Genomic DNA, 14,844 nt, shown 5'->3' on the forward strand with positions numbered 1-14,844 from the left:
ATTAAAAGTCCGGGAAACAAAGCCCCGGACTTTCAGCATCAACAATTATCCTCTAATATGCTCAGCTTCTGGGCGTTTTTCTTCGATGGCTTCCTTGAATTTAGGTTCAAGTCTGCTTTGAATATTTCTTTCTTCTTTCAGTTTATTCTCTATTGGGTTGTAGTAGATGTTTGAAGCCTCATCTTCATCTTGAATTGCTGGTGTACCATAACGGAAGTAAGTACTTGGTAATTCCCCACCGTACCAGATAATAGCCAATTCAGTATCTTTCGCTTCCCATTCAACCGTTGGGAAATCTGGATCCAGGATTAGGTAGCCAGTATCTCCAAATAGTTCGATACGGTTTCCGCCTGGCTCGATGATATACATACAACGTGCTTGGGATACACCATGTTTCAGTGGACCCGCTTCGATTGGAATATTCCACTCTTTACATGCTTCAGATAGATCGTCCAAATGTTGCGGAGCGCCATACCAGAATGCCAAATGGTGAAGACGGCCATGTCCACCTAATGTATCTCCCATCAGTGCAACCTCATGAACAAGTGGTGAAACGGATAACCAAGTTGCAAAGTATGAACCATCTGGATTCTTAACGCCTTCACGAATTCGGAATCCTAATAAATCACGGTAGAACTCAGCATTAGCAGGTACAACTTCTGGATTAGTCATGAAGTTAACGTGGTCGATACGACGTACCGGAACACCATGTAATGGTTTACGTTGTGCACGGTTCAATAGTTGTGATTTTTTATCCTCTGGAGCAACATAGCGCTCAACATCCCAGAATAATTCCAAACGGTGACCATCTAAATCATCAAATTGGTAAGCACGGCCGTGACCATAACTCTCTTCGATCCATTCACCTTTAACGCCTGCTTCTTCCAATGCTGCAACACGACGCTCCAATGCTTGCGGAGAACTTGTACGGAAAGCCGTATGTTTCATCCCTGCATCTTCACCTTTAGTCAAAATCAAGGAATACACATATGTATCTTCATAAGCACGTAGGTAAATGGAGTCTCCCTCTTCATGGACAACAGTCATTCCCAAAATTTTTGTAAAGAATGCTTCTGATTCTTCCAATACCGGTGTGTACAATTCACAGTGAGCCAATTGATGCGTATCGAATAATAATTCTTTGTAAGTTTCAGTCATGATTAATTCTCTCCCTTGTTGTTTGTTTTTTTAGTTTTTAGGAATCGCTTACAATTCTTGCATAATTTAACCTTGCTTCAAAACCTTGTATTGGATGATCACATGCTGCTTTTCCAATGCGATAAGTCGTCCCCCTCTACGCTGGATTGTTTTTAATTTTTTATGCCATAATGAAGGATACTTCTCCCAAGCCATCGATTTTAACGGAGACAAAGTCGCCACGTTCAATCCGGACTGCTTCTGTCATACCGCCAGTCAAAATCGGTTGACCAGCTGGAACTTTTTCGCCTTTTAGAGCGAGCATATTCGCCAATCGTGCCACAGCGTTAGCCGGGTGACCCAGCACTGCTGCCCCTGTTCCGAGGGCTTTCACTTCACCATTGATGGTGAGGACGGCACCTAAGGCATCCAGTTCCAGATTTTCAGGAGTTTTGATCGTTGTTCCCATTACCAGACCTGCGGCGGATGTATTGTCCGCAACTACGTCCGGGAGGGTGAAATTAAAGTTTTCGTAGCGACTGTCGATAATTTCGATAGCCGGGAAAACAAAGGCTGTATTCGCCAAGACTTGGGCTCTGGTAATACCGGGGCCTTGTAAGTCCTGTTTCAGGATAAAACCGATTTCCGGTTCAACCTTTGGATGAATAAAGCGGTCGATCATGACTGTCGACCCATGGTTTTCTACCATATAATCAAAGGTATAACCGTATATGGGGTCCGTCACATTCATTTGCTTCATTTTTGCATCACTGGTCAATCCCATTTTCGGACCCAGAATTTTATGTCCCTCCGCCAATTTCTGCCGGATGATTTCTTCTTGGATCAGATAGCCTTCTTCCAGGGTCAGGTCCGGGGCTGGATCGGCACTTGGTCGCAAAACTTCCGTGCGCTTTTTTTCTGCCCCGTGTAGAAAATCAGCCAGAGCTTTAATTCTATCTGTTCCCATGGTGTCCTCCTATACTGTCACTTTTTCCTTTTCTTCGGCCATCTTGGCGGCCATATCGTAAATCATGTCTTCTTGACCACCGACTACTTTTATTTCGCCTAGTTTAATCAAGATGTCACGTGGTTCTAAATTGAATTGACGTGCTGCACGCTGCGCATGCAACAGGAATGCGGAGTAAACACCGGCATAGCCTAATGTCAAACTATCACGCGTAATTTCCTGCGGTTTCGGTAATAAAGGTGCTACAATATCTTCCGCAGCATCCATAATCTTGTACAAATCAACACCTGTTTCGATGCCCATTTTTTCAAGAACCGCAATCAATACTTCTGTTTGTGTGTTACCAGCCCCGCCACCCAATGCACGAATACTACCATCGATATACGTTGCGCCGGCTTCAATCGCTACTAATGAGTTCCCAACCGCCAGTCCCAAGTTATTATGGGCATGGAAGCCAATTGGAATCGAAAGGTTTTCCTTAAGAGCTGCCACACGTTCACGTACTTGATCCGGTACCATCGCACCTGCAGAGTCCGTCACGTAAACAACATCCGCTCCGTAACTTTCCATCAACTTCGCTTGTTCAACAATCACTTCAGGTGGAGCCATGTGTGCCATCATCAAGAATCCGACGACTTCCAGCCCCATGCTTTTCGCAACTTCAATATGTTCCCGGGAAACATCCGCTTCCGTTACGTGTGTCGCCACCCGTACCATTTTCGCTCCTGCCTCCACCGCTTCTTTCAAATCCTCTACTGTCCCAACACCCGGTAACAAAAGAACACTGATTTTCGAAAAATCGGCTACCTCTGCTGCCGCGCGGATTAAATCGATATCGCGAACTTTCGACATTCCGAACTGTAAGGATGATCCACCCAGTCCATCGCCATGCGTCACTTCGATATAAGGAACTTTTGCATCGTTCAATGCTTTTGTAACGTCAACTACCTGCTCAACTGTGTACTGATGGGCCACCGCATGACTTCCGTCACGCAAAGCCACTTCTGTAACAATCACATCTGGTTTTCTTGTCAATTTATCCACCCCCTCACACCAATACTTTTACTCTGGCAAATTCTTCTGCAACACGAACTGCAGATGCAGTCATGATATCCAGGTTTCCGGAATATTTAGGCAAGAAATCGCCCGCACCTTCAACCTCGACGAAAACGGTTACTTTATTGTTATCAAAAATTGGTTTCGAACGAATGCGATAACCAGGTACGTATTGTTGTACTTCCGCAACCCGTTTGTTGATTGCTTCAGTGATGACTTCTTCGTTCAGCGCATCTTCTTCAACTAATACGAAGACGGTGTCACGCATCAAGATTGGCGGATCTGCTGGATTCAGGACAATGATTGCTTTACCTTTTTTAGCTCCGCCCAAATCTTCAATCGCTTTTGACGTTGTTTCGGTAAATTCGTCAATGTTTGCCCGTGTTCCTGGTCCAGCACTTTTACTGGAAATCGTAGCAACGATTTCAGCATATTCAACCGGTGCCACTTCGTTGATCGCTTGAATAATCGGCGTTGTCGCTTGGCCACCACACGTTACCATGTTTACGTTTCTGGCATCCAAGTGTTCTTTCAAGTTAACTGTAGGCGATACGAAAGGCCCGATTGCCGCTGGGGTTAAGTCAATCATGAGGACGCCATGTTTTTCTGCAACCTTGTCATTGTACTCATGAGCTTTTGCTGAAGTAGCATCGAAGAGGATGTCTAGTTCCCCTGATTTCTCAGCCCACTCATCAATTCCTCCTGCATAAACGTCAAGACCCAATTCTTTCGCTTGAACCATTCCACGCGATTTTGCATCAATCCCGATCATTGCGACCGGTTCAATCAAATCCGATTTGAACAGTTTCATCATCAAGTCGGAGCCGATATTTCCGGAACCGATAATGCCTGCTTTTAATTTATTCGTCACGATGTATCCTCCTTCTATCTTCTACTTTTCAAAATGCACACTTACTTCACCTAAATCCGAGAACTTAGCCTGGAAATAGTCACCTGGTTCAGCCACTACCATCGCAGATAATGCTCCGGATAAAATCACTTCGCCTGGTTTCAAGGTAATGTCATACTGGCTCAACTTATTGGCCAGCCATGCAACACAGATTGCTGGATCTCCCAAGGTCGCTGTTCCGACTCCCGTGTTTTCCAAATGGCCGTTTTTATAAAGATTCATGCCAACCATTTTCAAATCGACATCCGTTATTTTGACTGGTTTGCCACCCAGGACATAAAGCCCACTGGAAGCATTGTCCGCTACCGTATCCGCCAAGGTGATTTTCCAGTCTGCCACGCGGCTGTCAACAATTTCCAGAGCCGGTAAAACATAATCCGTAGCTTGGAGAACCTCCATTGGGGTAACGTTTGGTCCTTTCAGTTCATCTTTCAGGATAAAAGCAATCTCACCTTCAACCTTCGCTTGCAGCAACGCTGACCTTGGAACCGTTCCACCGTTTTCGATTACCATGTTATCCAGCAGATGACCGTAATCCGGTTCGTCCACGCCAAGCGCTTGTTGAACAGCTACTGAAGTTAGGCCAATTTTCTTACCGGTGATTTTTGCTCCGTTTTTAACTTCGCGGTCAATCGTCTCCAGTTGCACATGGTATGCTTCATCAATTGTAATATCAGGTTTGATGGAAATTATTGGTTGGACCCCTGTACCTTTTTCATGGGCACTTGCAAGATGATCCGCTAAATCTTTGATATCCATTTGGCTTTCCCCCTACAACTTTATCGTGATGTTGGATAAATATTATTCGTTTATTTCTTAACTGACTTTATTGTAAGGGTTTTCTTTTTTAAAAAACAGGGTGTTGTTCCGCTATATGCAACAAAAACGAAAGATTTAAACTTTTTTGATAAAAATCGTGTATACTGATATTAAATGAAGAAAACGGTTACACGATTAGGGGGATGACTATGGAAAAAGTAGCCAAGCGTAGCGATACTTTAAGCTCTGTTCGAAATGCCGCGCGTATATTAAATAGTTTCACCGCCGATAATCCGACACAACGAGTGAGTGATATTGCTCTGGACTTGGATTTAGGCAAAAGTACGGTGAGCCGTCTGTTGGCCACCTTAGCAGAAGAAGGTTTGGTGACGAAAGATCCAGAAACACAAGAATACCATCTGGGTTCAAACGTTTTGACAATGGCCGGCGTCCTTATTAACAATATGGATATCCATAAAGAAGCCGCACCTGTTTTGAACCAGGTTGTCCAACAAACAGGCGAAACCGCCCATCTTGCTATCATGGATGGACTCGATACGATTTATATCCATAAAGAAGAAGCGACCCACCCAACCCGGATCAAAACCCATCTCGGTAGACGCAACCCTTCCTATTGTACGAGCTCCGGAAAAGTCTTGATGGCTTTCAGCGATCCGGAATTAACCGAAAGAATTATCGCCAAGGGATTAACCCCTTATACTGAAAAAACAATCATCAACGCCGAGCAATTGCGGACCGTGTTGGCCAACATCAAAAATAACGGTTATGCGACCGCCCGCGAAGAATTCACCAAAGGCACGATTTCCATCGCGGCTCCAATATTCGACTATACCGGGAAAGTTGTCGCTGCACTGTCGGTTGTCGGTTCCGCCAAACGAATGAAGCCATACAAACGCACCGAATTCGCGGCTATCGTCAAAAACGCTGCAGCCGACGCCTCCGAAAGACTCGGTTATGACCAACGCTACTTATAAACGCAATAAACCAGGAAGGGATCAGCCCTTCCTGGTTTATTTGTTGCTATTTGTGCACTGTTTCTACTTACGCTCACTCAATACGCCATCTTTCATGACGTAAACCTTGTCACAATATGAAATCAGCCGTTCATCATGCGTAACCATGATCGTGGCTTTTTGCTTATCCTTCGTTTCCCGAGCCAGAGTCTCCACCACTTCAAAAGCTTTTTCCGTATCCAAACTCGCAGTGGGCTCATCCGCCAAAATCACCGCGGGATCATGATACAACGCTCGCGCAATCGCAACTCGTTGGCGCTGCCCACCCGACAAATCACTCGGATACTTCCCAGCCAGCTCCTGAATATCCAAACTCTTCAACAATTCCTCAATCTTCTCACGATCCAGCTTCGAACGATTCACTTTATTAACCAAGCGTAACTGGTTTTTAACTGTCAAAAAAGGAACCAAATTCGAAGCCTGTAAAATAAAACCAATCTCCTCAAACCGCAGCTTACTGCGCTCCTTGTCACTGACCTCACTAAACGCTTTTTCCTGAATCTCAACCTTACCCGTCGTAGGAGTCTGCAAGCCACCAAGTATTGTCAAGAGCGTACTCTTACCTGAGCCACTCGGTCCGATAATCGCCACGAATTCACCCGCCGATACCGAAAAATCAGTTGCCTTCAGTGCTTCGATTTCATTACCACCATCATTAAATTTTTTCGAAACATCCACCGCTTCAATTAATTTCATAAGTGCCCCCTAACCGATCGCTTCCAGCGGATCTATTTTGACAATCGCACGTACCGAGAAGAATGCCCCCAGTACCGCAAACAATACCAATAGCCCCGTTATCGCCGCCAAGAAAAGTACATTTGTCGAGTACGGGACCGCGGTTGGCAATACCAACGATGTTCCAACTGTTAAAAGTAAACCAATGCCGACACCGACCGCCGCTAATATAAACGTCTGTGCAACGACCGACTTAGCGATATACCCAGTCGAAATCCCCTGTGCTTTCATTACACCAAACATACTGGACTTTTGCACCGTCAGCACATACATGAAAATACCAATCACAACTGCCGCAATGACAATCAAAAACCCGATCATTAAGCCAAACGTTAACACTTGCGCCATATAGCCAGGAATCTCTTCAATATATTCCTTAATCGAATAAAAGCGCAGATCATCATTTTCCAAATCGATTTCAGACAGCGCATCGTCCCTAACGACCAGTGCACTAATGCGTCCTTCCTCAGAATCATCCACCTGATCAAAGCGCACATCTTGATACGTATTCACGGTTGTATATAAAACAGGTGCAACATTAAATTTTGCATTTTCCGTGAATCCGACTACTTCAACTTCCAAGTCCGAGCCAGCCATCTTGAGCGTGTCGCCCAAACCAATACCGAACTCTTCCTGCAAACTAATATCCGCTACGACCTGATAATCCTCTTCAAACGCTCCCCCTTCAATAACCTCCGGCATGATGAATTGCTCTTTTTCAATCCCGAAGAACGTCACGTTTATTTTGGCATCCTCACCAGTCTCGCCTTCTTTACGAACCACACTTGCTGTCTGTCCCAAAACAGCGACCTCATCTGCATCCACATCGTCCGCCAAGCTTCGTGGCATCATGGACATATTTATATTGGCATTCGATTCGTCTGTCAAAACGATTCCCGAAGCATCCCATTTATCAACACTTGTCCGGTTATCCATCGCCAGCCCATAAGCCAACCCCACCAAGAAGAAAACCAAATAAGAAACCAAAGTCATAACCCCGATAATCAAGGCAAAACGCAATTTCGCATGCTTAATCTCATTCCAAGCCAAAAACATCCAATCACCCCTCCTGTATTAACTTCCATTTATTTTATCAAACGATAATAAAATCCAATAACGACAAGCCTCTCTTCACGACAAAACATACTAATTTGTATAAAAAAAATGTAAAAACCGCTATATTTCATCCAAACTCTGCACAACTCCGGCCCAAACCTAATAAGTTGTGAACAAAAGACTCAAATATAGAAAATAAGTTCCATAATGGGAAGCATTACGACCCTACCTTTTGTCCATTTCGAACAAATCATACCCTCACATTTGTATAAAACGTCATACCACCTTTATTGAAAGCGCTGTATATTTAAGCCAAATGTAAAAAGGGGGAATTTATGGGTTTGAATATTAATGAAGGAGGTCGGTGGAACTGCACGAAAATGATAACGCATTCAGTAAAATCACACGCGTGGTCGAGGGGTGTTAGTCATTATTATTGATTGTTTTTAATTTTATCGTTGAACTAATTTATCATTTCTTTTACAAGGAGGAATTTAGATGAAACGTTTAAAAAATATCAGCATGACCAATCAAATTATGATAGCAATGGTATTGGGGATTGTCGCCGGATTGATTTTCGGACCAGCAATTGCACCAATTGAAGTGATTGGACAAATCTTTCTTCGCTTGATTCAAATGGCTGTAGTGGTCATGATCATGGGGGCGGTAATCGAGGCAGTCGGGACGCTGGATCCGCAAATATTGGGTAAACTCGGTGGTAAAATGGCTGCTTGGTTCCTAGGCGGAACTGCAATTGCAGCGACATTAGGCTTGGCGCTTGGTTATCTTATTCAACCGGGAGCCGGAGTTGACATGCAAATCGATACCACTGCCGAAGTAACAACTATGACAAGCAGTTTGACGGACGTCATTTTAGCGTTTTTCCCATCCAATGTTATTCAGTCCATGAGTACCGGTAACATGATTCAAGTTATTATCTTTTCCTTACTGTTTGGTTTATCCATCAGCATCTTGAGTACACGTCGCGACCTGACCATCTTGAAAACAGCGATTTCCCAATTCAACGAAGTAATCCTGCAATTGGTTACGACCGTCATGAAATTGGCACCACTGGGTATTTTCGCTTTGTTGGCCAATGTAACCGGCGTTATCGGTCTGAGTGTTATTTTACCACTGGCCAAGTTCCTCTTGGCGATGGCAATCGGTTCAGCCATTTTCTTGGTACTTTGGACCTTCCTTACAGCCGCAATTACGAAGGTGAATCCGGTCCATATCGCAAAAGGCCTATCGCGCATGACCATCATGGCCTTTACGACAACTTCGTCCGCGATTACATTGCCGGTCAAAATGGAAGACCAAGAAAATAAACTTGGTGTCAGCCGTCGCATCTCTCAATTGGTTGGACCTTTGGGCATGGCAATGAACAGTAACGGCTTATCGCTTTTCCTTGCCATTGCCGCTATCACATTGGCGCAGTTTTACGGCCTGGACTTCACCCTGGCAAACGCAGTTCAAACCGTTACCCTGTCAACGCTAGCCACTTTGGGAACCGTAGCTGTTCCTGGCGGTGGTCTTGTAGCACTGACAATTGTTATCCCGGCACTTGGCTTGCCACCAGAGAGTATCGGTTTGTTGGCAGGTATCGACTGGTTCTCCGGCATGTTCCGGACCATCCTTAATGTGGATGCTGACGCAACCATCGCCATGATCCTTGCTTACGGCGAAGGCGAACTAGACCATGAACGTATCAAAGCAGCCAACAGCGACACAGTAACAGAGGCTTCATAGGAATAAATAATCGAACGCCCCTGCTTCCTAACATCAGGAAGCAGGGGCGTTTCTTAATTAACCATCATACACAACATACATACTGGCAAACAGCGAAGCCACTACTTCTCACCGCATCAACTTGTTCATGAGACTGATTCCGTTAATGATCTTCATTATCGGGGGCGATACGAACCAGGACCAGGTTTGCTAGGTTTTGGACTTTGAAATAAGCTAAAAGGCTGATGATTATAAAAGAAGTAATTAGAAGGTAAGTCTTTTCCATTTGAATCCCCTCCTCATAATGATTCTACCCTAAAGTTTTTGCTAATCTCCAGGCTTTGAAAAGGTCATTTATCAAAACTTCAATAAATATACTCTTATCACTGTAAGCATACTCCCCTCTCGTCCCAAAGACCAATCTTTCGCGTTTTTTTGCAAAAAAAGAGCCTATCAGCCCTAAAAGGCCAACAAGCTCTCTTCAACCACCTAGTCCTACTTCGGAACCAACACTGTCAAATGTTGTGGCAGTACAGAAATCTCCAATGGCAATGGATCACCAGGATCACCATCCACATTTGTAATCAAATCAACCGCACCTTCAACTGCAAAGCGCCCTTTTTCAAACGAGCGATATATAACATTCTCGTCATCAAGTGCCTTGCCAGAGAAAACCTTTGGCAGCAGTCCGAGCTTATCCGCTAAATTATCACCCTTCAAAACGATCAAGTGCAGCTTGCCATCATCATAGGACGCCTCCGGAATCAACGTTTCCATACCTCCAACCGAATTCGTCAATGCCACCAAAACAGCCATTGATTCTTGTTCAATACGCTCACCATCAATGTCCAAGGAAAAATGATAACTTTTATTATCCCGAACAGCCTTCAAACCTTCTAGAATATAGGCGAATGCCCCCAATTTAGTTTTCTGCTCTGGCTCAACAGCCTGGACAGCTTCAGGAATCGTCCCAATTGCCACCACATCGATAAAATATTTATCATTAATTTTACCAACATCCAGTTTCTTCTCTACCAAATAATCCAGTTGCGCTACAGCCTCATCCGGGTCCATAGAAATCCCTAAAGAACGACCCAGATCATTCACTGTCCCGAGCGGAATAAAACTAAACTTCGGACGGAATTCTTCTTCCGCCAGTCCATTGACACCTTCGTTCACAGTCCCATCGCCGCCCATAACGAATACAGCCTCAAATCGATCCCGAGCAGCCTGCTTCGCAAATGCAGTCGCATCGCCCGCTTTTTCCGTATACTTCACGACGACTTCATCATACTTTTTCTGCATCTTCTGTTCGACAGCTTCTGCATATTCTTTCCCGGCTTCATGACCCGACGAAGGATTCACGACCAATAGTGCTTTTCCCATAACATCCACTACCCTCTCCTAAAAGTTCTCGTTCATACTCGGGAATCCAGTCGGCAACGCCTTACGCCACAAAGGTACCATGGCAGCATCCACTACCGCAGCCCCATTCCGCACATACCAATCAATCCTGTGGAACCCGGCCATCAGCGCAGAAAACGGCCCAATATCCATCCGCAATACTTTATCTTCCGGCACCTCCAACACCCTTTCCACCGAACCATCAACAGCAATTCGGAAAAAGGCGTCGTTCCACTCCGCCTGTGAATCATTTACTTTCACGAACAACGTTTCTTCCAGCATCACAAACGGATACTGTTTCAAGAAAGCTTCCACATCCACAATCCGGATCATCTTATCGAAATAAATTTTCCGTTTGATATTCGGTTCCTTGAAAAGGACCGGAAAAGAATCCTTGGCAGGCGCAGTGCCAACAACCTCATCCACCTGCGAACTATGCGAACGAATATAGCCCCATAGTACTTTTTCCGCATGATAATTGAGCGTATAGAAATCTTTCACCGTAAATTTTTCATTTTTGATGTTATAACGAATATATCCTTCAATCTTGCCTTCCGCATCCAGACTGGCCGCAAAATGATCTTCAGGTGCCCGACTTTCCAGACGCTCCCACCACGTTTCATCGCGGAGGACGTGTCCGTTCAATATTTTCGCAGCTTGATGCTGAAAGGCTCTCATTTTCTCAAACCATTCGCCTTTTTCCCGATAGCTAAAGCGAACAACTTCGCCAGCTTCAGGTGCCTGCAATGTCAATTCATCTGCCGAGATCCGGTATTCCGTGTTTTCGAAATACACTTCCCAACCGAATTTGCGGTAAAAAGCATCCGAAAAAGGTGCGAGGGTAGACAAGACTTGCCCATTTTCCCGCATCATCACGAGAGATTCACGCATAAGTTGGGACGTATGCCCACCCGTCCGATACTCCGGATAAGTCGATACCCAACCGATGCCACCCATTTTAATATCAACACCAAAAACATTCATTAACAATGGAAAGACAACCAGCTGCGTCGCCAACGTATCCCCGTCATAGCCACCGAGAATCACGCCCTTTTCCAGCCACGGTAACATATCCTCTTCAGGCGTATTTGCGTGCGGCGGTTCAAAACAATACTGTCTTAAATCTACTACTTGTTTAAGTTCTGAGGTCGGAATGATTTTATAATGCATGGAAGACTCCTTTCGGGATTAAAACACTGCTTTCTCAGGTTCAAATTCTTGGTAGAGTGCAATTGGTATTTTATCTTCTAATTGGTACTGAATTTCAATCGGCTTCTCATTTTGATGAGAAATCGCATTTGCTTGGCCGATATAAGTGAAACGTTGAGTGACATTATTCACCGTTTTAAATTTACGCACGAAGAGATGGATTGTTTTTCCTCGGGAGTGATTTTCAGTCAGATCTTTCCCACGTTCTGAATTTGCACGTGTAGCATTCGGACTTTCCCATTGGAATTGTTTTTGCGTAATAAATTTATCTTTGTAATTAATACTTTCGTCAATATTTACTTCTTTATGCAAGTCAATAAATAGGAAATAATGATTGCCACCTAATTTATTTTGTAAGGTACTTCCTCTAAAAGAAGAATGGGTATTACGGTAGTTCGTCATCATTCCAACTTCGCGTTGTGAATATTCACTGTATAAATGTAAGAATGGATAACCCAAATTCTCATGACCAAACTCATTTCTATAGCGCATCAGGCCATAATGAATAGCATCACTTATAAACGGTCCTGCTTCTTCATCCTTCAAACACTTTAATAAGTCCTTATTGAAAGCATACTGATTGTCGGCAACTTCTTCAACAATTTTGATGCCGTGGATTTCATTTATATCCGCGTAATTGAGGTTAAAAGTCTCCAAAGCATGTTTCGTTGCTTCGCTTTGTTCTCCTTCAACGTAACGATTAACTTGTTGTAATGCTTCATCTAAAGTAAATTGTTCTTGGCTAAAGCAAAGCTCTAAAATTGCAAACTCATGTGGGCGTTTTAACGGCAAGTAACTCAACAGTTTGGTATAGATTTCCATAAATCCTTTATCAGAGGCTAATTTCTGAACCAAGTCATTATTCTTTTCGACCTTTTGTAAAAATTCAATGTAGTTATCAGACTTGTTATTCGAAACTGATTTACTAAAGAACAGAACGGGATCTGGTGCCCCTTCCAAGGTCAAATAATCTTGCAGACGGAAAGGTATTTTCCCCGCCAAAGCACTCTTAAAGGCTTGATAGTCTTCTATTAAATACTTCAATGCATAAAAGTTCTCATTTTCTAGCTGCTCTAAAATTTGGTTCTTAGCAATTTCATCCATACGAATATTAGTTGGACCAGGAATATTTCTAAAGCCTTTGCGAACAGCATGTGTAATTTCTTTCTTTGTCACCGAACGGGATCCATAAAGTGCAATCGCTATTAAAAATGATTTACTATAATTGCCAATAAAATCCAGAACTGTTAAGAATTCTTTCTGTTCAGCCTTGCGCAACCCACGTCCCAGTTGTTGTGTAAAAACAATTGCGGATTCAGTCGGACGTAGCATCAGCACGGTATTAACGCTTGGAATATCAATTCCTTCATTAAAAATATCCACTGTAAAGATGATATTTAATTTATCCGTGTCACTTTCCAGTAGTTTAATTTGGCGCATCCGTTCCGCTTCAGAATGTTCTCCTGTTAAATAAGCACTCGGAATACCACGTTTATTAAATTCTTCAGCCATAAATTCCGCATGTTTTTTCGTGATACAAAAACCAAGAGCCTTTCTCTTTGGACCATCATGGCCATAGAAGTTCATTTTCTCGATGATGTAATCAACACGACTCGTTACGTTTAATTTTTCCGCAATTTGGTCTGGTGTTAATTTATCATTGCTCAAATCAACATTGGTTTGATCGGTAATACCATAATAATGGAAAGGGACTAACAAGTTTTCTTCAAGCGCTTGACGAAGACGAATATCAATCGCCAAGTTGTTATCAAACAGGTCAAAAATACTCTCACCATCAGATCTTTCTGGTGTTGCTGTCATTCCCAGTAGGAATTTTGGTTCGAAATAATCGATAACCTTTCTATAGGTCGGACTTGCTGCGCGATGCGCCTCGTCCACAATGATATAATCAAACTCATTCTTGGCATAGTCTATGTGTTTTTTTTGCATCATATCAATCGTCGCAAATAAATAATCTGCATCATAACTCTTTTTATTTCCCGTCAAAAGGCCCATTTTATTCTTAGGGACATTTACAACTTTCGCAAAAGATTCCATGGCCTTTTCCAGAATCATTTCTCGATGAACTAAAAAGAGCATTTTCTTCGGCTTCACTTGTTGAACATCGAACGCTGCCATAAAGGTTTTACCAGTTCCGGTTGCTGCAACAGCTAATGCCCGTTGACTCCCAGTTTCACGTAACAACGCAAGTTCTTCCATAGCACTCTTTTGCATGCTATTCGGTGTTAGACGGGGTCCTAATGGGTAAGTGAACACTTTACGTGTATCAATATCAGGAGAATTCACCAAATCTTGATAACGAATGCCACGATAATGCTTCTCATACTGGAGTAAGAAATCCTCCGTTGTTTCGAGACTACTATCCCAAATTTGGTCAAAGCTATCTTTCAAATAATTCAAAAACTCTTCATTGGAGTCATCTGTTTTTGCGATAACCTGGAGATTCCATTCGATATTACTTTTAAGAGCGTAGTTAGTTAAGTTAGATGAGCCTACGATTACTTTGTAATAATCATCGTATTCAAAAATGTACGCCTTAGGATGAAACCCTTGTGTTTCCGTAGCTAAAAATACGCGCACATCAAAATCATTGAAAGTCTTCAACTTCCGAACAGCTTTTGGATCGGTAAAATTTAAATAAGTTCCCGTAATTATCTTACCCGTGATGCCCTTATCCTCTGCAAGCTTAAAACTATCCAGTAATAACTGAACTCCCGAATAACTGACAAAGGCAACATTAAAATAGAAACGTCGACAACCTTCTAAAGATTGGGTCAACTCATCTAATAAATTCTTCTGACTCGTATTATTGACTAACGTATACACGT

General features: G+C 43.3%; 13 protein-coding genes. 2 read left to right on the forward strand and 11 right to left on the reverse strand.

From position 1 onward, the window contains the following. Positions 1-45 precede the first annotated feature (45 nt). The 5 genes from ACTU7M_RS00915 to ACTU7M_RS00935 form a co-directional block, all read right to left on the reverse strand. The gene (locus tag ACTU7M_RS00915) at positions 46-1,158 is read right to left on the reverse strand and encodes a VOC family protein (protein ID WP_443472488.1); all 1,113 of its coding nucleotides are present in this window, start codon (positions 1,156-1,158) and stop codon (positions 46-48) included. 160 nt (positions 1,159-1,318) lie between these two features. After that, positions 1,319-2,104 (reverse strand): 2-keto-4-pentenoate hydratase, encoded by a 786-nt coding sequence (locus tag ACTU7M_RS00920; RefSeq protein WP_443472489.1) that lies wholly within the window; start codon positions 2,102-2,104, stop codon positions 1,319-1,321. A 9-nt stretch (positions 2,105-2,113) separates the two neighbouring features. Next, positions 2,114-3,139, reverse strand: a complete 1,026-nt coding sequence (gene dmpG, locus ACTU7M_RS00925; protein WP_443472490.1) for a 4-hydroxy-2-oxovalerate aldolase — start codon at positions 3,137-3,139, stop codon at positions 2,114-2,116. A gap of 13 nt (positions 3,140-3,152) precedes the next feature. Next, positions 3,153-4,031, reverse strand: coding sequence for an acetaldehyde dehydrogenase (acetylating) (locus ACTU7M_RS00930; RefSeq protein WP_443472491.1), 879 nt, complete (start codon positions 4,029-4,031; stop codon positions 3,153-3,155). Positions 4,032-4,052: 21 nt separating this feature from the next. After that, the gene (locus tag ACTU7M_RS00935) at positions 4,053-4,829 is read right to left on the reverse strand and encodes a 2-keto-4-pentenoate hydratase (RefSeq protein WP_443472492.1); all 777 of its coding nucleotides are present in this window, start codon (positions 4,827-4,829) and stop codon (positions 4,053-4,055) included. A 209-nt stretch (positions 4,830-5,038) separates the two neighbouring features. On the opposite strand from ACTU7M_RS00935, the gene ACTU7M_RS00940 reads away from it, so the two are divergent. Beyond that, on the forward strand, positions 5,039-5,824 hold the full coding sequence (locus ACTU7M_RS00940) for an IclR family transcriptional regulator (protein WP_443472493.1): 786 nt from the start codon (positions 5,039-5,041) through the stop codon (positions 5,822-5,824). A gap of 63 nt (positions 5,825-5,887) precedes the next feature. Here ACTU7M_RS00940 and ACTU7M_RS00945 read toward each other — a convergent pair whose 3' ends face one another. Then, positions 5,888-6,559 (reverse strand): ABC transporter ATP-binding protein, encoded by a 672-nt coding sequence (locus ACTU7M_RS00945; RefSeq protein ID WP_443472494.1) that lies wholly within the window; start codon positions 6,557-6,559, stop codon positions 5,888-5,890. Positions 6,560-6,568: 9 nt separating this feature from the next. Next, entirely contained in the window at positions 6,569-7,654 is a 1,086-nt protein-coding gene (locus ACTU7M_RS00950; protein ID WP_443472495.1) for an ABC transporter permease, read from the reverse strand. Between the two features lie 498 nt (positions 7,655-8,152). On the opposite strand from ACTU7M_RS00950, the gene ACTU7M_RS00955 reads away from it, so the two are divergent. Next, positions 8,153-9,403, forward strand: a complete 1,251-nt coding sequence (locus ACTU7M_RS00955; RefSeq protein ID WP_443472496.1) for a dicarboxylate/amino acid:cation symporter — start codon at positions 8,153-8,155, stop codon at positions 9,401-9,403. A gap of 142 nt (positions 9,404-9,545) precedes the next feature. Here ACTU7M_RS00955 and ACTU7M_RS00960 read toward each other — a convergent pair whose 3' ends face one another. The 4 genes from ACTU7M_RS00960 to ACTU7M_RS00975 all read right to left on the reverse strand — a co-directional run bounded on the left by ACTU7M_RS00960 (position 9,546) and on the right by ACTU7M_RS00975 (position 14,842). After that, complete coding sequence (locus tag ACTU7M_RS00960) at positions 9,546-9,668, reverse strand: hypothetical protein (RefSeq protein ID WP_443472497.1); 123 nt, start codon at positions 9,666-9,668, stop codon at positions 9,546-9,548. A 209-nt stretch (positions 9,669-9,877) separates the two neighbouring features. Further along, a complete protein-coding gene (locus ACTU7M_RS00965; RefSeq protein ID WP_443472498.1) occupies positions 9,878-10,768 on the reverse strand; it encodes a diacylglycerol/lipid kinase family protein in 891 nt (296 codons plus the stop codon). Between the two features lie 18 nt (positions 10,769-10,786). Further along, positions 10,787-11,956 (reverse strand): GNAT family N-acetyltransferase, encoded by a 1,170-nt coding sequence (locus ACTU7M_RS00970; protein ID WP_443472499.1) that lies wholly within the window; start codon positions 11,954-11,956, stop codon positions 10,787-10,789. Between the two features lie 18 nt (positions 11,957-11,974). After that, positions 11,975-14,842, reverse strand: coding sequence for a DEAD/DEAH box helicase (locus ACTU7M_RS00975; RefSeq protein WP_443472500.1), 2,868 nt, complete (start codon positions 14,840-14,842; stop codon positions 11,975-11,977). Positions 14,843-14,844 lie beyond the last annotated feature (2 nt).

It is taken from the genome of Jeotgalibaca sp. A122 (assembly GCF_052266715.1).
GTDB lineage: Bacteria > Bacillota > Bacilli > Lactobacillales > Aerococcaceae > Jeotgalibaca.